Origin of the sequence: Bradyrhizobium sp. 2TAF24 (assembly GCF_052115025.1) — a bacterium.
GTDB lineage: Bacteria > Pseudomonadota > Alphaproteobacteria > Rhizobiales > Xanthobacteraceae > Bradyrhizobium_A.
In genome coordinates, this window is the sequence record NZ_JBFRFW010000028.1 from 21,313 (window position 1) to 47,778 (window position 26,466).

Below are 26,466 nucleotides of genomic sequence, written 5' to 3' on the forward strand. Positions count from 1 at the left end.
ACCCCTTCTCTTCGCTTTTCGGCTCTTGCCTTTGCCGGCAAACCGGCGCTTCCCTTTTCGGGCCCGGCGTAGCATTACCGCGCCCGGAGCAAAAGGTGGAGAGACAAGACGTGCAGGCGTCCGAATTGGACATCGTCGCAACCATCGGCACGCGGGGCAGCCCGCTGGCGCTGGCCCAGGCCCATGAAGTCCGCCGCCGCCTGGCGCTGGCGCATGGCCTCGACGAGGCGCGAATCGCCATCCGCACCATCCGGACCTCCGGCGACGTGATTCAGGATCGGCCCCTGCTGGAGGTTGGCGGCAAGGGATTGTTCACCAAGGAGATCGAGGAAGCGCTGCTCGCCGGAACCATCGACCTCGCGGTGCACTCGTCGAAGGACGTGCCGACCTTCCTGCCCGATGTCACCTGGCTGTCGGCGTTCCTGCCGCGCGAGGATCCGCGCGACGTCTTCATCAGCCACAAGGCGGATTCGATCGCCGCGCTGCCCGCCGGCGCGGTGGTCGGCACCGCGTCGCTGCGGCGGCAGGCCATGGTGCTGCGGCTGCGGCCGGATCTGCAGGTGAAGGTCATTCGCGGCAATGTCGAGACGCGCCTGCGCAAGATCGCCGAAGGCGAAGCCGATGCCACGCTGCTGGCGCTCGCCGGATTGAAACGGCTCGGCCTGGAGGACAAGGCGACGCGCATCCTTGCGGTCGACGAATTCCTGCCGGCGGTCGGCCAGGGCGCGATCACGATCGAATCGCGGCGCGACGACGACCGCATCAATGCCTTCGTGGCCCGCATCACCCATGCCGATACCGAGGTCGCGCTCAATGCCGAGCGCAGCTTCCTCGCGCTGCTCGACGGCTCCTGCCGCACGCCGATCGGCGGGCATTGCCGTGTCGAGGGCGATCGCATCCACTTCCGCGGCCTGATCATCTCGCCCGATGGCAGGCAATCATACGAGACGGTGCGTGAGGGCCATCGCAACAACGCGGTCGCGCTCGGTGCCGATGCCGCGCGGGAACTGCGCGACCGCGCCGGCGAGACGTTCTTCACCCTGTTCGGCGGAGCCTGAGCCGTGGCGGTGCTGGTCACGCGGCCGCACCCAGACAATGCTGCGACGGCCGCGGCATTGCGCGACAGAGGCGTTGCGGCGGTGCTGGCGCCGCTGCTGCAGTTCGAGGCGGTCACTGTTGCCGACGACGCGACACAGTATGATGGCCTGATCGTCACCAGCGCCAATGCCTTGCGCGCCATTGCCGATCATCCCGCCCTGGCGCGTTGGCGCAGGACGTCCGTGTTCGCGGTCGGGGGGCATACCGCCGAGGCGGCGCGTGCGCTCGGCTTTGCTTCGGTCGTTGCCGGCGAGGGCGGCGCAACTGAGCTGCCGCCGCTGATCGCCGCGCATTTTGCCGCGCGCGCCGGCGTTGCAGCCGGGCGAAGCCCGGCGCTGCTGCATCTCGCCGGAGCGGATCTCGCCCATGATCTCTCGGCGCCGCTCGATGCGCACGGTATCCATGTGACGGTGCACACCGCCTATCGCATGGCGACGGTCGCGCATCTGCCGCAGGAGGCGCGCGACGCTTTCACGGCCGGCCGTATCGACGCGATCCTGCATTTCTCCCGCCGCAGTGCTCGGGCCTTCGTCGCCGCGGCGCGCGCCGACGGCGTCGAGATCACGGCCTTGGCGCTGCCGCAATGCTGCCTGTCCGAAGCGGTGGCGAGGGTGATGCACGATGCGGGGGCGGAGCATGTCGTGGTGGCGGCCGCGCCGAACGAGCCTGCGATGCTGGACACGATCGTCCGCGCACTGCGCCAGCGCTAGTACGTCTGTCCAGACAAAAGTTTGTTGGGGCAGGTGTGTGTCCCGATCATAAAACCGCGCTAGACTAATGTAACAGGAGTGCAACTGGATGGTCGACGACACCCCCAAGGACGGCGGTCCCGCGTCGGAGACCGGAGCAGAGGGCGGCCGTCGGCCACGCACGCCGCCGACCATTGACCTCGAGGCGTCCCGGGTCGAGACGGCCGCGGCCCAGGCCAGTGACGCGGCGGCGGACGAGGGCGCGGAGCCGAGGCGGGCGGATACATCCGCCGAAGCCGAAGGCGCGACCTATCGCCCGCGCAGGGCGGGCGGCCTGCTCGCTGCCACAGCGGCAGGCGCCATCGGCGCGCTCGTAATCGGCGGCGCGGGCTGGGTGACCGGATTGATCGGCAACTCCAATGCGCTGAGCATGTCGATGGTCGCGACCATCGAGACCTTGGCGGCGCGGGTGGCGCGGCTCGAGGCCGCGCCGGCCGCGACCGTGAAGCCTGACACGGCTCTGGCCACGCGGCTCGACGGGGTGGAAAAATCGCTCGGCGCGCTCCGCGACAATCTCGCGATGCTGCGCGAGCAGGTCGAGCGCGCCACCAAGGCGGTGAGCGAGATCAAGGCTGCTCCGGCCGAGACAGCGACGGCTTCGGCGCCCGACCTGTCGGCGTTCGAGACGCGTCTTGCGCAGCTCGATGCGCGGCTGCAGACGCTGACGGCGCAGGCTGCGCAGCTCAGGGATGCGCAAGGCAGCTCCGATGCGCGTCTCGCCGAGATCGGAGCGCGCACCGAGAAAGCCGTGGCGGCCAAGCCGGCCGACGACAGCAAGCTGCGCCGCGCGATTGCGGCGAGCGCGCTCGACATGGCGGTGCGCCAGGGTGAGCCGTTCGCACCGGCGCTCGGTGCCGCGAAGCGGCTTGCGGAGGATCCGGCGCTCCTCAAGCCGCTGGACGCATTCGCCGCAGGCGGGGTGCCGAGCGCCGCCAGTCTCGGACTCGAGTTCGTGGCATTGCGCCGCGAGCTTGCGCCGGTCGTGGATCGCAAGGCCGAAGCGACATCCGGGGGCTGGCTCGATCGCTTGCGCAGCAGTGCCGAGCGGCTGGTGAAGATCCGCCGTACCGATGCCGCCGGCGCCGCGGATGATGCCGGTGTCCTGGCGCGCAGCACGGCCGCGGCCGCGCGTGGCGATCTCGCCGCGGTGACGCGCGAGCTTGCCTCGCTGCCGGATGGGGATCGCGGCAAGCTCCAACCATGGCTCGACAAGGTGGCGGCGCGGGATGCGGCGCTGGCCGCGTCGGGTCAGTTCGCCGCCAAGGCCATCACGGCCATCACCGCCACGCCATAGGTCGTGCCGATGCTTCGAATCATTCTGTTTCTTCTCTTGATCGCATTGGCCGCGTTCGGCGCGGCGTGGGTCGCCGACCAGACCGGGGATGTCGTTCTGACCTGGGGCGATCTGCGCATCGAAACCAGCATGTCGGTGTTCGTGCTCGGCTTCGTGGTCGCGGTGATCGTGGCGATGCTGGCGTGGGCGCTGGTTCGTGCGCTGTGGCGCGCGCCGGAGCGGCTGCGGCGTGGCCATCGTGAGCGCCGCCATATGCGTGGCCGCCATGCCATCACCCATGGTCTGCTGGCAATCGGCACCGGCGATGCGATTGCGGCGCGGCGCCACGCCCATATCGCGCGGCGCGACGCGCAGCACGATCCGCTGGCGCTGCTGCTGCATGCCCAGGCCGCCCAGCTCGACGGCGACCGCGCCGGCGCGCAGCGCGCGTTCCGGGCCATGGCCGAGCGTGAGGAGACCCGCCTGCTCGGCCTGCGCGGGCTGTTCGTCGAGGCGCAACGCGCCGACGATCCGGTTGCCGCGGTGACGATCGCCGAGGAAGCGCTGAAGGTCGCGCCGGCGTCGCCCTGGGCGTCGCATGCGATGCTCGGCTTTCGCTGCGCCAAGGGCGATTGGGATGGCGCGCTGCAATTGCTCGACAGCAATTTTTCCGCCGGACAGATCGACAAGACGACGCATCGCCGCCAGCGCGGCGTGCTGCTGACGGCGCGGGCGCTCGAGCTCGCGGCAAGGGATCGCGACCTGTCGCGTGAAAGCGCGATGGAAGCGGTCAAGCTGGCGCCGACGCTGGTGCCGGCCGCGGTGCTCGCCGCCAAATATCTCAGCGAGGCGCACCAGATCCGCCGCGCCATGCGCATTCTGGAGACGGCGTGGCTGGCACAGCCGCATCCCGATCTCGCTGACGCCTATGCCCATGTGCGGCTCGGCGATTCGGCACGGCAGCGGCTGACGCGGGTCGAGACGCTGGCGGCGAAGACGCCAGGACATATCGAGGGCGCATTGGCGATCGCGCGCGCCGCGATCGACGCCAGCGAGTTTGCCCGCGCCCGCGAGGTGCTGGCACCGTTCGTCGCGGCGCCGACCCAGCGTGTCGCCATGCTGATGGCGGAGATCGAGCGCACCGAGCATGGCGACAGCGGCCGTGCCCGCAGCTGGACGCTGCGGGCGGTGCGCGCCGCGCACGATCCGGTGTGGACGGCGGACGGCTATGTGTCGGATCGCTGGCGCCCGGTGTCGCCGGTCAGCGGCCGGCTCGATGCGTTCCAGTGGCAGACGCCGCTCGCCGCACTGCCGTCGGACAGCGCCGCGCACGACCTCGATTCGGCCCTTTCGGCAGGGCCGCAGCCTGTGCCGGCCGCCGTCGATGCCATCGCGCCGCCGCACCCGGAGCCGGTGTTGACCGAGGCGGCCGCGGCGCCTGCAGCACCCGCTGTCACGGAGGCCGAGGCCGAGGTCGCGGCGCCAGCGCCGGTCGACATGGTGGTCCCGGCCGCATCCGGGCCGGTCGATGTGTCCGCGCCAGCCGGCGCACAGCGCCACGATGCCGCGCCGTCTCCCCCGGTGTTCCGACCACGTCCGGACCTGCATAAACCGGCGCCTCCGCCGGTCATTCCGATCGTGCGGGCGCCGGACGATCCCGGCATCGACGATCCGCTGGTGGGGGATGAGTTCGCCGACTCGCCCTATCCGCCGCAGGGCCAGCGTGGTGGCTGGCGCGGCTTTCTCACGCGCTGGGGCGGCTGAGATCCAGCCGCGGCGGGACCAAGTTCCTGGCGTCAGTCCTTGCCAATCGGGCCGGCGCGCTTTATCAGGGGCGCCGAAACCGCATCGATTTCGCCGCAATAGCTCAGCTGGTAGAGCACGTCATTCGTAATGACGGGGTCGGGGGTTCGAATCCCTCTTGCGGCACCACCATCTTCCTGAAAAATCTGATCAATTTGCAGCGCCGGCGTGGCGGGCGGCTCAGGCCTGCGCCGTGGCGGCGTGGAGCGCGAGGGTCGAGCGACGCACCCGCTCACGGTGGGCGGTGTAGAGCCCGCTCGCGATGATGATGGCCGCGCCGACGAAGGTCCAGCCATCGGGCACATCGCCGAACACCGCGAAGCCGAGCAGCGTCGCCCAGATCGGCTGGGTGTAGCTGAAGGGGGCGAGCACCGAAGCGTCGCCGTAGCGATAGGCCAGCACGACCAGCCAGTGACCGGCCGTGGCGGCAGCGCCGAGCGCGGCCGCGATCACGAGCTCCCATGCGGTCGGCTGCATCCACGCGAACGGCAGCAACGCCGACAGCAGCAGCAAGCCGACAAGGGCCGAGTAGGCCATGGTTGTCACGGGGGCGTCGCGGCCGGCGATCTTGCGGGTCGTCACCAGCGAGATCGCCCAGCACAGCGCCGATGTGATGGCGAGCAGGGCTGCGGGGTGGAAGGCGCTGGTGCCCGGCCGCACCACGATGATGACGCCGACGAGACCGGTGATGGTCGCAAGCCAGCGCCGCAGGCCGACGGTCTCGCCGAGGAAGAAGATCGACAGCACGGTGACGAAGATCGGCGAGACGAAACTTGTCGTGGTCGCTTCTGCGATCGGCAGGAAACGCAGCGCGGAGATGAACAGCAGCGACGAGCCGACCAGCGTCAGGCCGCGCAGCACCTGCAGCCCCGGGCGCACGGTCCGCATCGCCTGGCGTGGCGAGGCCGCGAGCACGATCGGGCACATCAGCAGCGCGAACATCAGATAGCGCAGCCAGCCGATTTCGACTGCCGGCAGCCGCAGGGCCAGATACTTGGCCATCGTGTCGGACGAGGAGAGGAAAACCGTCGACAGCAGCACCAGCGGGATGCCGCGCAGCGGCCGATCGACGGTGGTCGCCTGCCGGGGTTGGCGGCCGGATTCGGCCTGGCTGACATCGGCTTCGATGGTCGCAGTCGCGCGAGGCTGAGAGAGCTGCGCTGCGGGGCGGAGGGTCAATGCGGTCTCGTTGTGTGGCCGCCGATTCGGCTGATCTCGTTGAGCGAGCCCTCCCACGCTTCTCCGCCCCCCGCAACAACAACCCGGCTCAAACCGCCGAAGCTGAGGGCTGCCATGCTCACGGCGCGCAGCTGGCGCCTCATGATGCGGGTTCCTGCCGCTGATGGTGCCAAGGGCCATCATTGCCGCGATCTTTCGCGCTGTGGCGATGTCGGCCAGATCCGGAGATGACGGTGATGAAGCCATCTCGACAGCACGCCTGGTCAAGGCCGGCGGTCGTCTCATCAGGCTGCGCGTGGCGCCCCGCCACAGGTGCGGATTCCCAGAGGTGCGGCGATCGGCGCAGGCATTACCCAATTGTAACAATCGCAAGGTAATTCAAAGGGCTAAGATCAATCGAGCCCGAGGCAGCGGGATTGCGGTCAATGCGAGTTCCCCGGGTTTGGATTGCAAGGTATCCGCTTTCGCGCCATAGAACGGAGCCCGCCCAAAAAGGGGGCGCTCGTTCACCGGTTCTTCGAGGCGGTGGTCGAGATGAGCGGGTCACCCGGAGGGGCGGGCTGGGTGGCGAATGGCATGTTTCGTGCTGCGCGACCCGGACGGGCAATTGTGCCAACGGGAATGGCGGCGAGACATTTTTGATTGTGATGCGGAATGCTCGATAAGCTGCGTCAATTCATTTCGGATGTGATTTCTCCCGCCGGCGAGACGCATCGCCATTTTGACGAGACGGACTATCGTCTGGCCGCCACGGCGCTCCTGATCCATGTGATCTCGATCGACGGTGCACCGTCGGAGGCAGAGACGAGGAAGCTGCACAGCCTGCTCGAATACCGTTTCCAGATCGATCCCGGCACGGCCGACCTGCTGATCGCGGATGCGACCCTGGTGGAAGGCGAGGCCGTCGACCTCTACCACTTCACCAGCATCATCATGCGCTCGGTCAACGAAGAAGGCCGGTTGCGCATCATCGAGATGATGTGGGAACTGGTTTATGCCGACGGGCGTGTCAGCGAGTTCGAGGAGAATGTGGTCTGGCGGGCTGCCGATCTGCTCGGCGTCTCGTCGCGTGATCGCATCAATCTCAAGCGTCGGGTGGCTGAAGGCCGGCTGGCCCCCGATGCCGCCAACTGATTTGTCGTGTGCTCCTGAACTCCATCTCGCGCCTTTGAATCCCGTCAGTATTGAAGACATGCGATGGTCGAACGTGTAACCCTGATTACCGGAGCATCGACGGGCATCGGCGTCGAGTTGGCGCGGATCTTCGCGGCCAATGACCATCGCGTGGTGCTGGTGGCACGTCGCGCCGACAGGCTGAGCGCGCTGGCGGATGAGATCGTCAATGCCGGCGGCGCCGCGCCGATCGTCATCGCCTGCGATCTCGAGCGGTCCGATTCCTGCGACATTATCGCCGGCGCGCTTGCGGCACAGAACGTCGAGGTCGAATTCGTCGTCAACAATGCCGGCTTCGGGCTGCTCGGCGACGCCTGCACGCTCGACCGCGGCGAGCAGATCGGCATGATCGAAGTCAACGTGCGCGCGCTGACCGATCTGTCGCTGCGCTTCTCCGACAGCATCATCCGCCATGGCGGCGGCATCCTGAACGTGGCGTCGATCGCCGGCTACCTGCCGGGGCCGTGCATGGCGGTCTATTACGCCAGCAAGGCGTATGTGCTGTCGTTTACCGAAGCCCTGCACCAGGAGCTGCGGCCCAAGGGGGTGCGGGTCACGGCGCTGTGCCCGGGGCCGGTGCCGACCGAGTTCCAGACCCGTGCCGGCGTCCAGCCGGGGGTCGACTCGCGCCTTCTGAACATGTCCGCCACCAAGGTGGCGCTGGCCGGCTATCGTGGTCTGATGGCGGGAAAACGCGTGGTGCTGCCGGGGTTTGCCATGAAAGTCATCCCGCTGCTGCTGCGCCTTGCGCCGCGCCCGATCGTGCTCGGTGCCGCCAGCCGCATCCAGCGCAAGCGGTAGCGGCGCGATGCTGCGCAAGCCGGCGGCACGCGGCCACGGCGCCGCATTTGCAGGCACCAGCTGCCCAATAAAAACATTCCATCTTTGGTAAGAAATTGAGTAGTAATCTCATATCGGTTCGACTTTAAAAGAAAATCATGTCGTCGCAGGCTGATCGCAGCAAGGCGCCCGTCGTTCCCCGATTTTGTGAGCGCGCCCCTCAGGCCGGTTTCTCGCAGCCGCTGCGGCCGATCCTCATTATCCTTCACCAGGAAACCTCCACACCCGGCCGGGTCGGCAACGCGCTGCGCGCACTCGGCTACACCCTCGACATCCGCCGTCCACGATTCGGCGATCCGCTGCCGACGACGCTGGATGGGCACGCCGGCGTGGTGATGTTCGGCGGCCCGATGAGCGCCAACGATCCCGACGATTTCATCCGCCAGGAGACCGAATGGCTTGCCGTGCCGCTGGGCGAGCGCCGGCCGTTTCTGGGGATCTGCCTTGGCGCCCAGATGCTGGCGCGCCAGCTCGGGGCGCGGGTCAGCTTCCATCCCGCGGGGCGGGTCGAGGTCGGCTATTACCCGATCCGGCCGACCGCCGCAGGGCAGGCGCTGTGTTCGGCTTGGCCGGCGGAGGTCTATCAGTGGCATCGCGAGGGCTTTGATCTGCCGGCGGGCTGCGAGATGCTGGCAGAGGGCGACGATTTTCCGGTGCAGGCGTTCCGCGCCGGGAGCTGCTTCGCGTTCCAGTTCCACCCCGATGTCACCACCGCGATGATGCACCGCTGGACCACCCGCGGGCATGAGCGCATGGCGATGCCCGGGGCGCGGCTGCGGACGGAGCACTTCGCCGGGCGCGCGGTCTACGATGTCGCTGAGCGGGCGTGGCTCGACCGCTTCCTGCGCGGCTGGCTGCGTCAGGACGTGCAGGGCTTCGACGGCGTCGCGGCCGCACCGCTGCTGGTCGCCGCGGAATAAGCTCATGCCCGCCGTGAGGCGGTGCGCATGCCGGTCGAATTGTGGTGACGTATCAGGCTTGTCTCGGGTCAGGCTTGTCGGGCGGGTGGTGGAGCCGAGGGGAATCGAACCCCTGACCTCCTCATTGCGAACGAGGCGCTCTCCCAGCTGAGCTACGGCCCCCCGCGCCGCGGTGCCATGGGCACCGCGAACAAGCGCGCCATTTACAGTCCAGCCCTGTGCCAAGTCAATGGCGTGTGCGTCTCGTCCGCGATTGTTTTCTCGGTCGTTTTGACCGCTTTCCGGATCGCCTCCCTTGTTCCTGTGAGAGCGAACCGGTAATTTGGCGGCGCAACCGATCGCCCCTGTTCCGTCGGGCGTAAGCCCGGTCAAGGTGGCGTCGAATCGCCTCAGAAATCCGTCTTTCCCGTCAGCGACCCGCACCGCGAGACAGATCATTCCATGCGCCCGATCCTTTCCATCATCGTTACCGTGCTTGACCTCTACAAGTGGCTGCTGATCGCTGCGGCAATTTTGTCATGGCTGATTGCGTTTGGCGTGGTGAACACCCGCAACCAATTCGTGGCATCGGTGACGGAGTTTCTTTACAGGATCACGGAGCCGGTCCTGCGCCCGATCCGCAAGAGGATGCCGGATCTCGGCGGGCTCGATATCTCGCCGATTATCGTGTTTCTCCTCATCTGGCTTATCCAGATGTACATCGCCGAATACATCTACCCCAACGTGTTCTGAGGCGTGTCGCAGACCGCGCTGCCGTGGCGCGACGCTGACGGCGGCCTCCTGCTCGTGGTGCGCGTCACCCCGCGGGGCGGGCGCGATGACCTCGACGGCATCGAGGTGATGTCCGATGGGCGCGCGGTCCTGAAGGTCAGGGTGCGGGCGGCGCCGGCGGACGGCGAGGCCAATGATGCGGTGACGCGATTGCTCGCCGCCCGGTTGAAGCTGCGGCGCAGCGACATCGAGATTTTAGCGGGCGCGACCGCGCGGGTGAAGCAAGTCAAGCTGCACGGCGACCCCCGGCATCTGGCGGCGCTGCTCGAGGCTGCGTGCGCGGCCGCGACCAAGGAGACGAAATGACGGCGCAGATCATCGACGGCAAGGTCATCGCAGCGGATCTGCGCGCACGTGTCGCGCAGGAGGTCGCGCGGGTGCAGCGCGACCACGCGCTCACGCCGGGTCTTGCAGTGGTGCTGGTGGGCAGCGATCCGGCGAGCGAGGTCTATGTCCGCAGCAAGGCCAAACAGACCCGTGCCGCCGGCATGGTGTCGTTCGAGCACACCCTGCCGGCCGATGTCGCGGAGAGTGACCTGCTGGCGCTGGTCGCCCAACTCAACGCCGACCCGTCGGTCCATGGCATCCTGGTGCAGCTGCCGCTGCCCAGGGGGCTCGACAGCCAGAAGGTGATCGCGGCGATCGATCCGGCGAAGGACGTCGACGGCCTGCATCCGGTCAATGCCGGACGCCTCGCCAGCGGCTTCAACGCGCTGACGCCAAGCACGCCGTTCGGCTCCATCATCCTGACCAAGACGGTGCATGCCTCGCTGGAAGGCATGAACGCCATTGTCATCGGCCGCTCCAATCTCGTCGGCCGGCCGCTGGTGCAGCTGCTGCTCAACGAGAACGCCACCGTGACCATCGCGCATTCGCGCACGCGCGACCTGCCGCAGCTGTGTCGCCAGGCCGATCTCGTCTATGCCGCGGTCGGCCGGCCGGAAATGGTGCGCGGCGACTGGATCAAGCCCGGCGCGGTGGTGATCGACGTCGGCATCAACCGTTTGCCGGCGGGCGCCGACGGCAAGAGCCGTCTGGTCGGCGACGTTGCCTATGACGAGGCGATGCAGGTGGCCGGCGCGGTCACGCCGGTGCCCGGCGGCGTCGGCCAGATGACGGTGGCATGCCTGCTGGTCAACACCCTGCGCGCCGCCTGCGCCATCAAGGGACTGCCGGCCCCGGCGGTCTGAGCCTGTCCGCGCGGCGCGATCGCCTCACGATGCGACGTTCTGCAGCAGCCGCCGATAGAAGCGGATGATGTCGGCATAGTTGTCGACCGACAGCCGCTCGTTGGTGCCGTGGAAACGGCTGAGGTCGGCGGGCTTGGCGCGCACCGGGACGAAGCGGAACACCTTGTCGGTGACGTTGATGTAGTTGCGCGAATCGGTCGCCGCGGTGAGCAGGCTCGGCGCCACCAGCACGTCGGGAAACACCTCGCGGATGGTCTGGTTCAGCGCGCGGTAGGCAAAGCTCGCGGTGCCGGTGATCGGCGGCGGGTTGCCGTTGCCGGCCGCCGGCTCGATGCCGATCCGGTCATTCTCGACGGTGCGGCGGACGTGCTCGATCACGCTGGCCTGGGTGTCGCCCGGCAGCAGGCGGAAATTCACCGTGGCCTCCGCATTGCCCGGCAGCACATTGTCCTTGTTGCCGGCATTGAAGATGGTCAGCGCGGTGGTGGTGCGGATCGCGGCGTCGGTGTTCGGCGTGCGGGCGAACTGCTGCAGCACCAGCGGTTTGAACAGCCACAGGTTGGACAGCACCGCACGGTTGACCAGGTCCATTTCGGGGGCGAGCGTCTCGAACATTTCGGGCAGCGGCGGCCGCAGCTGCGCCGGCATCTGGTTCTGCTCGAGCCTGGCGAGCGCCGCGCTCATCATGCCGATCGCGGTCTGCTTCGGCGGCAGCGACGAATGTCCGGGCGTCGCGCTCACCTTCAGGTTCAGCGTGGCGTAGCCCTTTTCGGCGACGCCGATCAGCGCCACCGGCTTGCTGAGGCCGCCGAGCACGCCGTCGAGAATCAGCAGACCCTCGTCGAGCACGAAGTCGAGCTTGACGCCGCGCGACGCCAGCAGGTCGGCGATCGCCTTGGCGCCGCGCTGGCCGCTGACCTCCTCGTCATGGCCGAAGGCGAAGTAGATGGTCTGGCGCGGGCGGAAGCCGGCTTTCGCGAGGCTCTCGGCGGCTTCCAGGATACCGAACAGGCTGCCCTTGTCGTCCCAGGCGCCGCGGCCCCAGATGAAGCCGTCGCGCACCACGCCGTCGAACGGCGGCACCTGCCAGTCCTGCTCGGTGCCCGGCGCGATCGGCACCACGTCCTGATGTGCCAACAGCGCGATCGGCGGCGCCTTCGGGTCGCTGCCCTCCCAGGTAAAGAGCAGGCTGTAGCGGCCGACAACCTCGCGCCTTGTCGCGGCATGGAACGCGAGAAAGCTCGCCGCGATATGCGCATGCAGCTTCAAGAACGCATCGGCGTTCTGGTCGGGTGCGGCGGCGTCGGAGATGGTCCTGAAACGGATGGCGGCGGCGAGCCGGTCGGCCGCGGGCTGGACCTCGAACGGAAGCGGCGCCAGCGGCGCGACTGCGACCTGGCGGGTGCGCAGGTTGACGGCATTGACGGTGACGATCGCGGCCACGGCCACCACTGCGGCAAGCAGCAGCATGACGATGGTCCGGAGGGATTTGAGCAGCCGTCGCATCAGCCGGTCTCGCGGCACAATCTGGCGGGGCGGATTTGGAGCGGGGACAGCGTGTCGGGCAAACGGCCGGACGTCAACCGTCCGGCAGCGGACTTAAGCCGTCCAGGCGAAGGCGACCTTGTCGAGGGTCTTGGGGCCGAACTGCTCGGACGAGCGCGCGACCATCCGGCCGCCGAGCGCGCGATAGAACTCCACCGCCGGCTCGTTGTCGGACAGCGCCCAGATCACCATGCTCTTGAGGCCGCTCTGGGCGAGATCGCGGCGCGCGGCGGCGAACAGCCGGCGGCCGAAGCCGAGACCCTGGAATTCAGGACGCAGATACAGCTCGTAGATCTCGCCTTCGAAATGCAGGCTGCGCGCGCGGTTGCGTCCGTAATTGGCATAGCCGGCGATCTGCTCGCCAAACGCCAGCACGCTGATGCGGCTGCCCTTGCGGATGGCGCTGTCCCACCACTGCGGGCCGCGCCGGTTGATCAGCTTTTCGAGCTCGGCACCGGGAATGATGCCCTGATAGGCTGCGCGCCACGCCTCATCGTGGGTCGAGGCCACCGCGGTGGCGTCGGATGTCTTGGCCTGTCGGACTTCGATGAGGATCGTGCTCATGACGCTCATCAAAGCAAGTCGGTGCCGCCGCTTCAAGGTCTATCGTTAATTATAGGTTAACATGTGGACTTTGGGCATCATGTTCCCGTCATGAACTGTATCGAAAGGGGACATGTTGCGGCGCGCTGCTTGCCTGCGACCGGCGCGGCCGCAATGATCGAACGAATGGTGATTGCCAAAGGGCTGAAAATTGCCGCCGCGTTCGCCGCGCTGATGGTGGTGCTGTGGTCAACCTCACCGCGTGCGCAAGGGCCGGGGTCGCCTTCGGATGATTCGCAGGCCCGGCCGCAGGTGTGGCGCATCCCGTCACCCGATACCGCCACCGTATCGCGCGCCTTCCTCTATCGCCCCGCCGGTGCGGGGCCATTCCGCCTGGCGGTCATTGCCCATGCCTCGACGCAGAATGCGATACGGCGGGCGCAGATGCCGCAGCCGCATTATCGCGCGCTGGCGAGCGCACTGGTCGGGCGCGGCTTTGCCGTGCTGGTCCCCGAACGGCCCGGCCATGGCTCGACCGGCGGGCCCTACCTCGAAGATCAGGGCGCCTGCGAGGGCGCCGACTATGTCGCCGCCGGCCGCGCCACGGCCGCATCGCTGCGCCTAGCCCTGGAGGCGATGCGCAACGAGCCGTTCATTCGCCGGGACGGCGCCATCGTCGTCGGGCATTCGGCGGGCGGCTGGGGGGCGCTTGCGCTTGCCGCCTCCGATCCACGTCTGATTGCGCGGATCGTGGTGTTCGCGCCGGGCCGCGGCGGCCATGCGGACGATCGCCCGCTCAAGGTCTGTGCCGAACAGCGGCTGATCGCCGCGGCCGGTACGTTCGGCGAGGGCGCGCGCATTCCCGTGACCTGGCTGGTGGCCGAGAACGACAGCTATTTCTCGCCGGCCTTGTCACAGCAGATGGCGCAGGCGTTTCGTGCCGGCGGCGATGCGGTGACGTTTCGGATGTGGGCATCGTCGGGCGACGAGGGCCACTGGCTTGCGGAACGCGACGAGGTGCGGGATGTGGTGAAGACGCTGGATCTGGAGCCCGCCACGGGGCGCGCGACCAGGCGGCGCAACGACAACAAGCAGATCGAGGGAGAACGCCAATGACGATGACGCGCCGCGGGTTCGGGGCCATGGTGCTTGCGGGAGGGGCCGTGATCGCCGCGCCGGCGGTGGTGCGTGCGCAGGGCACCGACAACAAGTTCGTCATGGGCTCGCCGATGCCGTCGGGTCATTCCGCCTCGACCTTCATGGCGGCCGCGGCGGATGCGATTCGCAAGGACACCAAAGGCGCGGTCGATATTCTGTTTCTGGCCGATAGCCAGCTCGGCTCGGAGGCCGACATGCAGCGGCAGCTGCGCACCGGCGGAATTCCCTTCCTGGTGGCATCGTGCTCGTCGCTGCAGAACCTCACCAACATCGCCGGCATGCCCGGCGTCGCCTACGCGTTCAAGGGCTATGACCCGTTGTGGGCCGCGCTCGACGGCGATCTCGGCGCCTTGATCCGATCCGCGCTGCAGAAGCTCGGCATGGTGTCGTTCAAGTGCCTCGACAACGGCTTTCGCAACGTCACCACCAGCACCCGTGCGGTCGTAAATGTGAGCGACCTGCAGGGGCTCAAGATCCGCGTGCCGCCGAGCCCGCTCCTGACCTCGCTGTTCCAGTCGCTGGGCGCGGCGCCGACCACCATCAGCATCGGCGAGCTCTACTCGGCGCTGCAGACCAAGGTCGCCGACGGCATGGAGAACTCGCTGGTGCAATTCGAGGCACTGAAGATCTACGAGGTGCAGCAGTATTGCGCGCTGACGCGGCACAGCTGGGACGGGCTGTGGGTGCTGAGCAACAGCCGGGTGTGGGAGGCGATGCCACCGGCGCACAGGGAGATCATCACCCACCATTTCGACGATGCCGTGCAGAAGCAGCACGAGGACTTCGCGAGGCAGGACATCGCGCTGAAGGCGACACTCGCGGCCAAGAACCTGCGCTTCAACGAGGTCGACCGGACTCAGTTTGTCCAGACGCTGGAGAAGGCCGGCTACTACCGGGACTGGAAGGCGAAGTTCGGCACCGAAGCCTGGGCCGCGCTGGAGAAATATACGGGGACGCTCGGCGGGTGAGGCCACTTTCGATGCGGCGTATCAGGAGCTCAAGGGGCGTGGATACGGCGTCGGTGGTGCGGCAACCAACTTTGTGGTAGGTTTAAGTCATGCCGACACCGAAGAAAAATCTCCCGAAGGAGGCTCTGGTAAAAGGGCATACCGTTGGCCGTGCCCGTTTTACCAAGATCAGTGAAGTTGAGGGCATCACGGTGTCGACCGCGATGCGAAAACGTGCTCGCTCGTCAACCGACCAGGGTTTGTCGGCCGAAGAAGCTCGTCGCCTTATCATAAGGGCATACCGCAAGAGCTAAGGGGCGAGCGTATGTATGATGCGGTCGACGACCCCTATACATACGATGGATCCACTGTTCTCAAGAACCTGCTTGATCTACGCACGGCCGATGAACTCGATGCGTTTGAGGCCGAAATCAGTATGCAGCGGGCGACGGAGCCGTTGCCAGATGGCGATCTCGATTTCGTGCACTACTGCGCCGTGCATCACCACCTGTTTCAAGACGTTTACGAATGGGCAGGGCAGCCGCGCACGGTGCGGATAGCGAAGGGCGGCAGTCCGTTCTGCTTCCCCGAGAACATTGTGAGCCAGGCCGAGAAATTGTTCGGTGAATTGAAGGTGGACAACTTCTATCAAGGTTTGTCGCAAAAAGATTTTGCCGAAAGATCCGCTCATTTTCTAGCCGAACTTAACGCAATCCATGCGTTCCGTGAGGGTAATGGACGTTCGCAGCTGACGTTCTTTGATATGCTGGCAACGCATGCTGGATATCATCTCAATATGGATAGGCTTGACGCTGGTCGAATGCTCCATGCCATGATTGCGAGCTTCGATGGCGACGAGATGCCATTGCGCGACCTGATCGTGGATCTCGTCGCCTAAGGTTGCGCAAGCTTTGGGGGCGGTTGCTTACTGAACTCGGCCCAGCACTTCCTTCGCCGCCCGCTCGCCGCTGTCGCGTGCGCCGTGGGCGGTGGAGAAGAAATTCGGTGAGGTGGCTTCGCCGGCGAAGAACAGGCGGCCATCGACGGGAGCTGCGAGTTTGGCGCGGTCGCCGGCATGGCCGGGCAGCGCGTGGGAGTAGGCGCCGAGCGCAAAGGGATCGCGTCCCCAGCGCGAGGCGGCAAGTGGCCGCAGCTTGCTGCGATAGTCGGATCCGAGCAGCGCCACGATGTCGTCGATCGCCTGCGCGGCCAGCGCGCCCTCGCCGGCATCCTCGAGCGCGCGGGCATAGCTGCCGCCGAAGAAGCCGGACACGCAGGGCAGGCCCATGGGACGCAGGTGGTAGCTGCCGATGCCGGCGCGGTCGGTCGCGGCGTAGAGATGGCCGTCGGCGGGCAGGTCGGTGTCGCCGTCGAGCGCCAGCATCACCTTGTCGTCGAGGCCGAGCGGCAAGCCGCCCGCGGCATCGATCTTGTCGGGCAGCGCTGGTGAGAAGCGGATCGCCTCGCGCGCGAGCAGGCTGGTCGGCGTGGTTATGATCACCTTGCCTGCGGTCAGCGTGCCGCGTGCGGTCTCGATTCGAATGGTCGTGCTGGAGTGATCGATCAGCGTGACCGCGGCGTTGAGCGCCACCCGGCAGGGCGTGCCATAGGCCGCGATCAGCGCGCCATAGCCGCGGACGAGGCGCCAGTTGACCTCGGTGTCCTCGTAGGCGTCCATGTCATAGACCGAGACGCGGTCGAGCTCGCAGCCATTCACATAGGTGGAGATGGCGTGCATCAGCGGATTCCAGGGATCGCCGGGGACGAGCCAATCGCTCGCGGCGCTGTCCTGCGGCAGGTCGGCGGCGGCTTCGGCGCGGTCGTAGAAGGCGTCGAGCGCCGCGGTGAACGCGGCGCGGCGGTCTGGTGGAAAGCCGACATTGAAGGTCTGCTCGCGCCAGCGCGGCCTGCTGGTGTTGATGGCGAAGCCGAGCTCGCGCGCGATCGGCACGAACGCGTTCTTGTCGGCGGAATGCAGCCACTCGCAGCCGAGGTCGAACGGGATACCGCCCGCGAGCGTCATCGTGTGGCTGCGCCCCCCGATGCGGTCGCGTGCCTCGAGGATCAGGACTGACAGGCCGGAGTGCTCTAGCGTCCGCGCCGCCGCCAGTCCGGCCGCGCCGGCGCCGATGATCGCAACATCGACATGAGATGGAAGGCTCAACGGTCCTCTCCTGACCGCGTAATGCGGAAGCGTACGCGTACTTGAGAGCCGTCTGGCAGGTCAAGAATACCCGTCCGCTGCCCCACCTTGATTTTAGATCCCTTCGGCTTCTCGAACTGAGGCGGATAGGCGGTCAAGAGGCGCGAACCGAGAGCTAAGACGTAAACAAGCGCATCGCTCGATCGGAGGTGGACTAGATAAACGGCAGCCCCAAGCCTTTTTCGCTGAACAAGATCAGCGCGCTTTTTCTTGATATCTTTGATGATTCCAGAAAATTCGCCAGGCTCAAGAACTATGCCATAGCGAGAAAAGAGTCTTCTGTGAAAGTGCCAGTGTTCGATGGGAATTGAAGCACCATTCCATCGTTCGTCAAAACGAATTGGAATGGTGCCCAATTTCGTGCCCTAGATCACCCGGCGAGGACTTCCTTGGTCTTCTCGGCGCGCTTGCGCTCGTTCGGATCGAGGTGCTTCTTGCGCAGCCGGATCGACTTCGGCGTCACCTCGACGAGCTCGTCGTCCTCGATGTACGCCAGCGCCTTTTCCAGCGTCATGCGGATCGGCGGGGTCAGGCGCACCGCTTCATCCTTCGACGTGGTGCGGATGTTGGTGAGCTGCTTGCCCTTGAGCACGTTGATCTCGAGGTCGTTGTCGCGGGTGTGCTCACCCACGATCATGCCGCGATAGACCTTCCAGCCCGGCTCGATCATCATCGGGCCGCGGTCTTCCAGCTTGAACATGGCGTAGGCCACCGCCTCGCCCTGGTCGTTGGAGATCAGCACGCCGTTGCGCCGGCCAGCGATCTCGCCCTTGTACGGCGCATAGCCGTGGAACAGGCGGTTCATGATCGCGGTGCCGCGGGTGTCGGTCAAAAGTTCGCCCTGGTAGCCGATCAGGCCGCGGGTCGGAGCGTAGAACACCAGCCGCAGGCGGTTGCCGCCCGACGGCTTCATCTCGATCATCTCGGCCTTGCGCTCGCTCATCTTCTGCACGACGACGCCGGAATGCTCCTCGTCGACGTCGATGACGACTTCCTCGATCGGCTCCTGCCACTGGCCGGCGTCGTCCTTCTGCAGCACGACGCGCGGACGCGACACCGACAGCTCGAAGCCTTCACGGCGCATGGTCTCGATCAGAATGGCGAGCTGCAGTTCGCCGCGGCCCGACACTTCCATCGCATCCTTGTCGGCGGCTTCCACCACGCGCAGCGCGACGTTGCCTTCGGCTTCGCGCAGCAGGCGGTCGCGGATCATACGGCTCGTGACCTTGTCGCCCTCGGTGCCGGCGAGCGGCGAGTTGTTGACGATGAACGACATCGACACGGTCGGCGGATCGATCGGCTGGGCGACCAGCGGGGTCTCGACGGTCGGGTCGCAGAAGGTGTCGGCGACGGTGCCCTTGGTCAGCCCGGCGATGGCGACGATGTCGCCGGCTTCGGCTTCATCGAGCGGCACGCGCTCGAGGCCGCGGAACGCGAGGATTTTCGAGATACGACCCTGCTCGACCAGCTTGCCGTCGGACGACAGCACCTTGATGGTCTGGTTCGGCTTGATCAGACCCGAGGAGATGCGGCCGGTGATGATGCGGCCGAGATAGGGGTTGGCCTCGAGAATGGTGCCGATCATGCGGAACGGGCCTTCCTCGACGGTCGGCGGCGGCACATGGCGCAGGATCAGGTCGAACAGCGGCTGCATGCCCTGGTCCTTCGGACCCTCGAAGCTCTCGGCCATCCAGCCCTGCTTGGCGGAGCCGTACAGGATCGGGAAGTCGAGCTGCTCCTCGCTGGCGTCGAGCGCCGCGAACAGGTCGAACACCTCGTTGATGACCTCGGTCGGGCGGGCGTCGGGACGGTCGACCTTGTTGATGACGACGATCGGCTTGAGGCCGACCTTGAGCGCCTTGGACACCACGAACTTGGTCTGGGGCAGCGGGCCTTCCGCGGCGTCCACCAGCACCAGCGCGCCGTCGACCATGTTCAGGATGCGCTCGACCTCACCGCCGAAGTCGGCGTGGCCGGGGGTGTCGACGATGTTGATGCGGGTCTCTTTCCACTGCACCGACGCCGCCTTGGCGAGGATGGTGATGCCGCGCTCGCGTTCGAGATCGTTGGAGTCCATCGCGCGCTCGGTGACCTTCTGGTTGTCCCGGAAGGTGCCGGACTGCTGAAGCAGCTTGTCGACGAGGGTGGTCTTGCCATGGTCGACGTGAGCGATGATGGCGACGTTGCGCATATTCATGGGCGTCTATTCTTTCAGCTCTTTAAAACGCAGGGGCGTGAGATGAGGGGGCGTCGATGGCCATCCGGTCTGCCGAAGCCTGTTCCGGCGAAGTGGAGCCTGAAAAAGGCGGTGCCCGGCTCTGTCCGAACCGGGCACTCTCACGCGTTGCGGCGCAATATAGTCAGAATTCGCCCAAAAACAACGGCAAATGCCGGGCGGCCGGCCATTTTGATGGGGCGGAACCGGACCTTCGGAAACCTCCCGGGAGCCTCGGGACGCCCCGGATTATGTCAGATTTATCAACGGCGGGTCGCTGCCCGGATCAACAAGGCGCCGAGCAGGGCGATGAGGAAGGTGACGGCGAAGATACCCAGGATCATCCCATCGGCTATTCCGCCGCCGGACATCAGCCCGATCCCGCCCACCACCAGCGAGCAGAGCCCCGGCAGCAGCATGATGATGCCGGCGATGACCATGATGGCCGTCAGGCAGCCGCTGCGGGCGGGTTGCGGGGGCTGGGCCGGGGGAGGGGTATCCGGGGTGCTCATTCCTTCATCTCCTGGCTCAGACGCGCCCGGATCTGGTCGATGCGACCGTCGCGATAGAACAGGTTGTAGGTGTCAAACGGGATGATCTGGCCGTTCGGTGTCACGAAATGGACGCACGAGCGCTTGACGTTGCCGACGCAGAAATTGAAGCGATCGAGAAACTGCACGATGGTGACGCGAAACACGTTCTCATAGCTCAGGCCATCCGGCACCTGGAAGCTCGGCAGGCAGCACAGCAGTTCGGCGACGCGGTCGCTGGTGTTGAGCGGCCCCGAGGACAACGAGAACAGGTCGACGAATTTCTCCCGCAGCGCCGGATATTTTTCCGGGCTGATGGTGTTGGGCATGACAGCGACCAGCTGGTCGTGGGGGATCAGCGAGGTCAGTGGCAGCACACTGTCGCCGTCACGCAGGCCGTAGCCGATGGAAATGCTTTCGGGATTGCAGGGCAGCGGGATCATGTCGCGGTCGCCGAACACGCCGGTTTCGACCACCCGCCGGCGGATATCGGACAGCATGATGCGGTCAGTGGTCTTGTCGAACCCCTCGTTGCGGCCGGCGTCCTGCACCGGCTGGAAGGTGACGCCACGGACACAGCGCCAGCCGAGCGCATGGCGAACGATGTCGCCGATCTCGTGATCGTTGACGCCGCGTTTCACGGTCGCCACCAGTGTCGTGGAAATTCCGTGGGCTTCCAGGTTCTCCAGCGCCTGCTGCCGAATCCGGCGTAAATCAGCGCCGCGCAGGTTGACCAGGGCGTCGCGCGCCAGCGAATCGAACTGCAGGTAGATTTCGAGCCCGCGCTTGTTGGCTGCGAGTTGCGCCACGAATTCCGGCTCGCGTGCGATGCGCAGGCCGTTGGTGTTGATCATGACATGGCGGATGGGGCGGGCGCGCACCGCATCGAGGATGGCGAAGAAGTCCGGATGGAGCGTGGGTTCGCCACCGGAGATCTGCACGAGGTCGGGTTCACCCTCGCTGGCCACCAGGGCGTCCAGCATCCGCTCGATGGCGGGCAGCGGCAGGAAGTGCGAGCGTGCCGGCGAGGATTCGGCAAAGCACACCGGGCAGGTCAGGTTGCAGTGGTCTGTCACCTCGATCAGCGCGAGGCAGGAATGCTGCTCATGGTCGGGGCAGAGACCGCAATCGAACGGGCAGCCGAATTCGGTGCGGCTCTGGAATGTCAGCGGCCTGTCGCCCGGCTTGATGAAGTCCTTGCAGCGCCGCCAGTAGGCGGCATCCGTGGAAACGAGGGTCGACTGCACACCGTGCTTGCTGCAGCGCTTTTCGTACCAGACCTCGTCGCCGATAATCTGGATCTTCGTCGGCACCAGCGCCAGGCAGGTCTCGCAGAGCGATTGGGTCTGGCCCCAGAAGATGTAGGGGCGCGATCTACGCAGCGCGGCGGTCATCAAGCATGTCCCTGTCTGGGGCGCGGGGAGGGGCCGTCGCCAGCATGACCACGGCGTAGAGCATGATGGCAAACGACAGCAGATGAAACAATGTCAGCGGGCCGATCAGCCCGGCATAGGGCTTCAAGAACTCCCAGACAAAACGCTGCAGGCCATAGAACGCAAGAGCGAGGTAGAAGCCGTTGGTGATGACGAAACTGTTTCGTTGCATCACCATACCGACATACCAGGCGGCGAAGATCGCCATCGCGGCGCATTCGTAGAGCTGTACCGGGTGGCGCTGTATGCCGTCGCCGAAATCGTGCCCCCAGGGCAACGCCGTCGGTATTCCGTACGTGAAGTCGTCGAGGCCTGCGGCGTAGCAGCCGATGCGGCCGAGCGCGATTCCGATCGCCAGCGGCAGCGCGAAACGCGCACCCGTGCGCTGTGCGATACCATTGGCCTGCTTGTAGAGCTCGATGGCGACGATACCGCCGGCCAGCGCCCCTTCGATCGACCGGGCGATGCCGGGCAGTCCTGAGAGCCACAGATTCAGTGAGCCGAACAGGTAGGCGCCCGATCCGGCGCCGAACAGCAGCGCTGCGATATAGGGCAGCCTGAATGACTGGGCCGGAAACTGGATACGCCGGACACGCGTCAGCCACAGGGCCGCCGCCGCCGCCGCCAGCCACGCCGCGATGTCGAATACGACATGAAGGGCCGCCCCGCTCATGCCACCTGCTTAGCCGATTCGGCCGATGAGTGTGTCGCGACGGCTCGCCTGGAGGTGCGGCGGTTGTCGATCAGCCGAGCTTGGGGTCGAGCGTCACCGACCACAGTGCGGTATCAGCCCGGTCCCGTAGCGTCACGGTCAGCTGTCCGCTCGCGCCGTCGATCACACAATGGCCGAAGAACTGCATTCCGGCCGACGGCGGCAGGTTCTGCCGGTCGGCCCCGGGCGCCTTGATGAACTTGATCTCCGGCCCGAAGGTGTTGTCCATCGGGTTGGGGCCGAAGGTGCCGGCGTGCAGCGGCCCCGATACGAACTCCCAGAACGGGTCGAAGTCCTGGAACTGGGCCTTGTCCGGGTTGTAGTAGTGCGCGGCGGCGTAGTGCACGTCGGCGGTCAGCCACACCGTGTTGCGCACGCCCGCCGACTTGATGAAGCGCAGGAGGTCGGCGATCTCGAGCTCGCGCCCGCGCGCCGGGCCGTCGCCCTGGGCGATGGCTTCAGAGCCCTTGCGATTGGCGGCGTCGTCATAGACCACGATGCCGATCGGCATGTCGGAGGCGATCACCTTCCAGGTCGCGCGCGACGCCAGCAGTTCGCGCTTCAGCCAGGCCAGTTGCTCGGCGCCGATGAAGTAGGCATCGGGGCCGTAGACCGTCTGCAGGTTGTCGCCGTTCGCGCCGCGGTAGCTGCGCTCGTCCAGCATGAAGATGTCGAGATGCGGCCCATAGTTGATGGTGCGGTAGACGCGCCCGGGCTCCACGATGCTCTCGCGCATCGGGTACATCTCGTGGAAGGCGCGCGCGGCGCGGGCCGCCAGCAGCGTGATGTCACGCTCCTTGTAGGCGTCGGGCAGTTGCTTGGACAGCGACCAGTTGTTGGTCACCTCGTGGTCGTCCCACTGCACGAAGATCGGCACCTCGGCATTGAAGGCGCGCAGATTGTCGTCGAGCAGGTTGTATTTGTGCGCGGCGCGGTACTCGGCAAGCGTCTCCGCCACCTTGGCCTTTTCCGGGATGGTGATGTTCTTCCAGATCTTGCCGTCGGGCAGCTTGACCTCGGCCGGGATCGGGCCGTCGGCGTAGATGGTGTCGCCGGAGTGGATGAAGAGGTCCGGGTCGTGCTTGCGCATCGCCGCGAACGTGGTCATGCCGCCGTCGTCCGGATTGATGCCCCAGCCCTGGCCGGCGACGTCGCCGCCCCATACGAAGCTGACGTCGCGGCGGCTTGCCGGCGCGGTGCGGAAGCGCCCGACCACCGGTTCGCCGACGATGTCGATATGGGAGAGGTCGCGGAAACGCGCGCGGTAGAAGATGGTCTGGTCGGACGGCAGGTTCTCGATCAGCATCTTGGCGGTGAAATCGCTTTCCGGCAGTGCGGTGATCGGCGGCAGCGCGCGGGCGTCCTTGAACGATTCCGTGGTCGCAACCTCGACCAGCAGCTGCGCCGGACGGTCGGCGCGGGCCCACACCACGCCGCTGCCCTGCGACACGTCGCCGGCCTGCACGCCATGGCTGATCTGCGGCCGGTCCGCGGCACGGCTGAGATAGGGCGCGGCGAGGCCGCCGAATGCGGTCGCTGCGCCGGTCGCGGCTGCGGTGGTCAGAAAGCGGCGACGCGAGAGATGACGGACGCGGATCGGCATGGCGGGTCTCCCTGTCTCTGGGCCGTCCAAGGCCAGACCATGGAAAGCCGTACTGACAGGCTGAAAACGGATTTGTGAAAGTTCGATGACGGCGCCGGACGTGTCGTCCGGTCCTTGTCAGCCCTGCGCGCGCAGCGGCACCGGCGCACGTGGCGGTTGCGCCGTCAGCATGCTGCGGCGGTCGGCGACGGCGGTGTGGAACTGCTCGAGCGCGATATTGAAGGCGGTGAGCGGGCCATCGTCGATGGCGCCATCCTCGTAGCAGTGCAAGGTGTCCTTCAGGATCTCGTCGGCTTCGGACTGCAGCGAGTCGAGTTCCTCATGGCTGCCGGCCTGGCGGGCCTGCGACAGCATCTCCAGCAGGCGCACGCGCAGCGAGCTGTTGTTCTGGCGCTCGTCGCGCTTGAGGTAGCCGGCGAACCAGGCGCCGAGCGAACCCATGGCGGACAGACCCATGATGCCCCACCAGATGAAATCGCTGTAGCGGTCGAGGAACGTCTTTTCCTCGCCGTCGACATAGGCCTCCGCACCGGGATGCGCCGGAATCGAGGCATCCTTGTCGGTGTCGGGGGTCTCGATCTTCGATGCCGCCGGCACGTCCGGGATCAGGCTCTGGCGCACGGCGAAGATCTGCCGCGTCAGCATCGCAGCGGTGACCTCCGACAGCGATTTGCGCGCCACGATGAGGTGCGAGAAGCTGATGGTCTTGATCTCGTCGTCCGGGCGGGGCGGTACGCCGCCGAGCGCCCCGGCCGGAATTTCGGCCACGTCATAGGCGGGCACGTTCTGGGCGATCGCGTCGGCCGCATCGATGGCGAGGAAGGTCGGCTCGCCGCCATCGCGCTGCGACGCTGCCAGCGCATCCATGGTCACCTTGCTGTTCAGCGGCCCGGCGGCGAGCAGCGCATCGACCTTCTGCGTGCGCACTGCCTCGGCCACCTCACCGGTCGAGAACTGCACGACCTCGACCTTGGCGGGATCGACGCCATACTGGCGCAGGATGGTGTTGAGCAGGTTGACGTTGGCGGGGGTGCGGCCGATCACGCCGATGCGGCGGCCTGCGAGATTCTGGATTTTCTTGATCGCGCTTCTCTTCTTGCCCTTGCCGGCGGACGGCACCCACAGCACCGCGAGATTCTTGCGCAGCACGGCGATGCTGGCGGCATCCTTCGGCACCTCGAGGTCGCCGCGGATCACCGCGAGATCGACCGTCTTGTTGGCGAAGGCCGCGGCGCTGGCGACCGCGCCGTCGGTGACGATGGTCTTCAGGCGGATATAGCCGCCGCGGTCGCGTGAGAAGGCGTGCGACAGCGCCTGGACCACCTTGACGTCCTCGCTGTTCGGCGGGCCGACCGCGATCTTCAGGGTCACAGGCCGCATGGCGATATAGATCGCACCGACGACCACCAGCACGATGGCGAGCGCGACCGCGAGCGGCATGAAAATGCCCGCCCCTTTCGGCGGGCGCTTGGCGCGGATCGGCGTCGGCTCCGGCGTGCTCGGCGCAGGGGCGCTCGATGCCGGAGACCGCGAAAACAGCTGCGCGAGGTTCAGGTTCATCCGCATCGGCCCGTTTGAGAGCAGAATTATAGCAAATTTGGGAACCGGCGACATGTTCCCGGCCGGCATGGTTACCGGTTCCATCCGCGAGCGCTCAGCGGCAAGCCGGGTTAGGATGGGAACGGTCCGACCAGGGATCAAGGGTGTGACGACAGGAGGGTATCATGGATCAGCGTCTGACCGGCGCGGCACGCGCGGCGGCACTGGCCGAATTGTCCGGCTGGTCCGAGGTCGAGGGGCGGGACGCCATCGCCCGCACCTTCGTGTTCAGGGATTTCAACGAGGCGTTCGGCTTCATGACCCGCGTGGCGCTGGAGGCCGAGAAGCGCGACCACCATCCGGAATGGCGCAACGTCTACAAGACCGTGGAGGTGGTGCTGGCGACCCATGACGCCGGCGGCGTCACGGTGCGGGACATCGCCCTCGCCAAGGTCATGGATCGCATCGCGGCGCGCGGAACCTGAGCACGGCGCGGCGATGTCGCGCAGTTGTCATCTTGCAGCGGCTGGGGGCGCCCCCCACCTGAGCGGCAGTTGTTGATGCGATCGTCGGGTTCCGCCGGCGAGCAGGTCGCCATGTGGGGCGTCGAGGAGCAATTGGTCGTGACCACCGAACACACCGTGGATTTCGAGCCGGCCGAACGGCTGGCGAAGGACCATGCGCGGGTGCGCCGGGAGTTCTGGGCCAAGATCAAGAAGGTGGCGGCACGGCTGCCCTTCGCCGAGGATCTGCTGGCGGCGTATTACTGCGCCTTCGATCGGCAGACGCCGCGCCATGTGCAGGCGTCACTGCTCGGCGCGCTCGCCTATTTCATCCTGCCGTTCGATGTCATCCCCGATGTCATGCCGCTGCTCGGCTTTACCGATGACGCGGCCGTGCTCGCCACCGTGATCCGGCTTGTCTCGAACCACATCCGTTCCGACCATCGCGATGCGGCGCGAGCCGCCCTGCAGCGGCTGAAGGACGGCGTGACGCCGGCCACGGAGTGATCGCATCGACCGGCGTGGACCGGTCGATGCGC

Annotated in this window: 27 protein-coding genes and 2 tRNA genes; 17 read left to right on the plus strand and 12 right to left on the minus strand. The window is 66.6% G+C overall.

The window, feature by feature from the left end:
• Positions 1–110 precede the first annotated feature (110 nt).
• The 5 genes from hemC to AB4Z37_RS29955 all read left to right on the plus strand — a co-directional run bounded on the left by hemC (position 111) and on the right by AB4Z37_RS29955 (position 5,052).
• Positions 111–1,058 (plus strand): hydroxymethylbilane synthase, encoded by a 948-nt coding sequence (gene hemC, locus AB4Z37_RS29935; RefSeq protein WP_441520396.1) that lies wholly within the window; start codon positions 111–113, stop codon positions 1,056–1,058.
• Positions 1,059–1,061: 3 nt separating this feature from the next.
• On the plus strand, positions 1,062–1,808 hold the full coding sequence (locus tag AB4Z37_RS29940; RefSeq protein ID WP_441520362.1) for a uroporphyrinogen-III synthase: 747 nt from the start codon (positions 1,062–1,064) through the stop codon (positions 1,806–1,808).
• An 88-nt stretch (positions 1,809–1,896) separates the two neighbouring features.
• Positions 1,897–3,141, plus strand: coding sequence for a COG4223 family protein (locus tag AB4Z37_RS29945; RefSeq protein WP_441520363.1), 1,245 nt, complete (start codon positions 1,897–1,899; stop codon positions 3,139–3,141).
• Positions 3,142–3,150: 9 nt separating this feature from the next.
• Positions 3,151–4,884: a heme biosynthesis protein HemY gene (locus AB4Z37_RS29950; RefSeq protein WP_441520364.1), complete on the plus strand. Its 1,734-nt coding sequence runs from the start codon at positions 3,151–3,153 to the stop codon at positions 4,882–4,884.
• Positions 4,885–4,976: 92 nt separating this feature from the next.
• Positions 4,977–5,052 (plus strand) — tRNA-Thr (locus tag AB4Z37_RS29955).
• A gap of 51 nt (positions 5,053–5,103) precedes the next feature.
• Here the strand turns inward: AB4Z37_RS29955 and AB4Z37_RS29960 are convergent.
• Positions 5,104–6,102, minus strand: coding sequence for a DMT family transporter (locus tag AB4Z37_RS29960; RefSeq protein WP_441520365.1), 999 nt, complete (start codon positions 6,100–6,102; stop codon positions 5,104–5,106).
• Positions 6,103–6,756: 654 nt separating this feature from the next.
• Between AB4Z37_RS29960 and AB4Z37_RS29965 the strand changes: the two genes are divergently transcribed.
• From AB4Z37_RS29965 to AB4Z37_RS29975, 3 genes are all read left to right on the plus strand, one after another.
• A complete protein-coding gene (locus tag AB4Z37_RS29965; protein WP_441520366.1) occupies positions 6,757–7,236 on the plus strand; it encodes a TerB family tellurite resistance protein in 480 nt (159 codons plus the stop codon).
• Between the two features lie 63 nt (positions 7,237–7,299).
• Positions 7,300–8,076 (plus strand): SDR family NAD(P)-dependent oxidoreductase, encoded by a 777-nt coding sequence (locus AB4Z37_RS29970; protein WP_441520367.1) that lies wholly within the window; start codon positions 7,300–7,302, stop codon positions 8,074–8,076.
• Positions 8,077–8,213: 137 nt separating this feature from the next.
• Entirely contained in the window at positions 8,214–9,035 is an 822-nt protein-coding gene (locus tag AB4Z37_RS29975) for a glutamine amidotransferase (protein ID WP_441520368.1), read from the plus strand.
• Between the two features lie 86 nt (positions 9,036–9,121).
• Here the strand turns inward: AB4Z37_RS29975 and AB4Z37_RS29980 are convergent.
• Positions 9,122–9,197: transfer RNA gene (locus AB4Z37_RS29980), tRNA-Ala, on the minus strand.
• Between the two features lie 279 nt (positions 9,198–9,476).
• On the opposite strand from AB4Z37_RS29980, the gene AB4Z37_RS29985 reads away from it, so the two are divergent.
• From AB4Z37_RS29985 to folD, 3 genes are read left to right on the plus strand one after another with little or no spacing between them, the layout of a single operon-like run.
• Positions 9,477–9,767: a YggT family protein gene (locus AB4Z37_RS29985; RefSeq protein WP_441520369.1), complete on the plus strand. Its 291-nt coding sequence runs from the start codon at positions 9,477–9,479 to the stop codon at positions 9,765–9,767.
• A 3-nt stretch (positions 9,768–9,770) separates the two neighbouring features.
• Positions 9,771–10,112: a DUF167 family protein gene (locus AB4Z37_RS29990; RefSeq protein ID WP_441520370.1), complete on the plus strand. Its 342-nt coding sequence runs from the start codon at positions 9,771–9,773 to the stop codon at positions 10,110–10,112.
• Positions 10,109–10,996 (plus strand): bifunctional methylenetetrahydrofolate dehydrogenase/methenyltetrahydrofolate cyclohydrolase FolD, encoded by an 888-nt coding sequence (folD, locus tag AB4Z37_RS29995; protein ID WP_441520371.1) that lies wholly within the window; start codon positions 10,109–10,111, stop codon positions 10,994–10,996. The genes AB4Z37_RS29990 and folD overlap by 4 nt, the downstream gene beginning before the upstream one ends.
• 24 nt (positions 10,997–11,020) lie before the next feature.
• On the opposite strand, the gene AB4Z37_RS30000 is transcribed toward folD, so the two are convergent.
• On the minus strand, positions 11,021–12,502 hold the full coding sequence (locus AB4Z37_RS30000; protein WP_441520372.1) for a M20 family peptidase: 1,482 nt from the start codon (positions 12,500–12,502) through the stop codon (positions 11,021–11,023).
• A 93-nt stretch (positions 12,503–12,595) separates the two neighbouring features.
• Positions 12,596–13,105, minus strand: a complete 510-nt coding sequence (locus AB4Z37_RS30005; RefSeq protein ID WP_441520373.1) for a GNAT family N-acetyltransferase — start codon at positions 13,103–13,105, stop codon at positions 12,596–12,598.
• Positions 13,106–13,270: 165 nt separating this feature from the next.
• On the opposite strand from AB4Z37_RS30005, the gene AB4Z37_RS30010 reads away from it, so the two are divergent.
• The 4 genes from AB4Z37_RS30010 to AB4Z37_RS30025 all read left to right on the plus strand — a co-directional run bounded on the left by AB4Z37_RS30010 (position 13,271) and on the right by AB4Z37_RS30025 (position 16,087).
• Positions 13,271–14,200, plus strand: a complete 930-nt coding sequence (locus AB4Z37_RS30010; protein WP_441520374.1) for an alpha/beta hydrolase family protein — start codon at positions 13,271–13,273, stop codon at positions 14,198–14,200.
• A complete protein-coding gene (locus AB4Z37_RS30015) occupies positions 14,197–15,210 on the plus strand; it encodes a TRAP transporter substrate-binding protein (protein WP_441520375.1) in 1,014 nt (337 codons plus the stop codon). Before AB4Z37_RS30010 ends, AB4Z37_RS30015 begins: the two co-directional genes overlap by 4 nt.
• 89 nt (positions 15,211–15,299) lie before the next feature.
• Positions 15,300–15,503, plus strand: coding sequence for a hypothetical protein (locus AB4Z37_RS30020; protein WP_441520376.1), 204 nt, complete (start codon positions 15,300–15,302; stop codon positions 15,501–15,503).
• Positions 15,504–15,514: 11 nt separating this feature from the next.
• Positions 15,515–16,087 carry a Fic/DOC family protein gene (locus AB4Z37_RS30025; protein WP_441520377.1) on the plus strand — a complete coding sequence of 191 codons (573 nt, stop codon included), beginning with the start codon at positions 15,515–15,517 and terminating at the stop codon, positions 16,085–16,087.
• 27 nt (positions 16,088–16,114) lie between these two features.
• Here AB4Z37_RS30025 and AB4Z37_RS30030 read toward each other — a convergent pair whose 3' ends face one another.
• From AB4Z37_RS30030 to AB4Z37_RS30065, 8 genes are all read right to left on the minus strand, one after another.
• On the minus strand, positions 16,115–17,353 hold the full coding sequence (locus AB4Z37_RS30030; protein WP_441520378.1) for a flavin monoamine oxidase family protein: 1,239 nt from the start codon (positions 17,351–17,353) through the stop codon (positions 16,115–16,117).
• A complete protein-coding gene (locus tag AB4Z37_RS30035) occupies positions 17,350–17,748 on the minus strand; it encodes a hypothetical protein (RefSeq protein ID WP_441520379.1) in 399 nt (132 codons plus the stop codon). Before AB4Z37_RS30035 ends, AB4Z37_RS30030 begins: the two co-directional genes overlap by 4 nt.
• A gap of 14 nt (positions 17,749–17,762) precedes the next feature.
• A complete protein-coding gene (typA, locus tag AB4Z37_RS30040) occupies positions 17,763–19,589 on the minus strand; it encodes a translational GTPase TypA (protein ID WP_441520380.1) in 1,827 nt (608 codons plus the stop codon).
• A gap of 281 nt (positions 19,590–19,870) precedes the next feature.
• Positions 19,871–20,119 (minus strand): hypothetical protein, encoded by a 249-nt coding sequence (locus AB4Z37_RS30045; protein ID WP_441520381.1) that lies wholly within the window; start codon positions 20,117–20,119, stop codon positions 19,871–19,873.
• Positions 20,116–21,531: a radical SAM protein gene (locus tag AB4Z37_RS30050; RefSeq protein ID WP_441520382.1), complete on the minus strand. Its 1,416-nt coding sequence runs from the start codon at positions 21,529–21,531 to the stop codon at positions 20,116–20,118. The genes AB4Z37_RS30045 and AB4Z37_RS30050 overlap by 4 nt, the downstream gene beginning before the upstream one ends.
• Complete coding sequence (locus AB4Z37_RS30055; RefSeq protein ID WP_441520383.1) at positions 21,512–22,243, minus strand: prolipoprotein diacylglyceryl transferase family protein; 732 nt, start codon at positions 22,241–22,243, stop codon at positions 21,512–21,514. Before AB4Z37_RS30055 ends, AB4Z37_RS30050 begins: the two co-directional genes overlap by 20 nt.
• Before the next feature lie 70 nt (positions 22,244–22,313).
• Positions 22,314–23,885 carry an alkaline phosphatase D family protein gene (locus AB4Z37_RS30060; RefSeq protein ID WP_441520384.1) on the minus strand — a complete coding sequence of 524 codons (1,572 nt, stop codon included), beginning with the start codon at positions 23,883–23,885 and terminating at the stop codon, positions 22,314–22,316.
• Between the two features lie 117 nt (positions 23,886–24,002).
• Positions 24,003–25,445, minus strand: a complete 1,443-nt coding sequence (locus AB4Z37_RS30065; RefSeq protein WP_441520385.1) for a TAXI family TRAP transporter solute-binding subunit — start codon at positions 25,443–25,445, stop codon at positions 24,003–24,005.
• Positions 25,446–25,609: 164 nt separating this feature from the next.
• On the opposite strand from AB4Z37_RS30065, the gene AB4Z37_RS30070 reads away from it, so the two are divergent.
• Together AB4Z37_RS30070 and AB4Z37_RS30075 are read left to right on the plus strand one after the other, a co-directional pair.
• On the plus strand, positions 25,610–25,909 hold the full coding sequence (locus AB4Z37_RS30070; protein ID WP_441520386.1) for a 4a-hydroxytetrahydrobiopterin dehydratase: 300 nt from the start codon (positions 25,610–25,612) through the stop codon (positions 25,907–25,909).
• 138 nt (positions 25,910–26,047) lie between these two features.
• A complete protein-coding gene (locus tag AB4Z37_RS30075; RefSeq protein WP_441520397.1) occupies positions 26,048–26,434 on the plus strand; it encodes a YkvA family protein in 387 nt (128 codons plus the stop codon).
• Positions 26,435–26,466 lie beyond the last annotated feature (32 nt).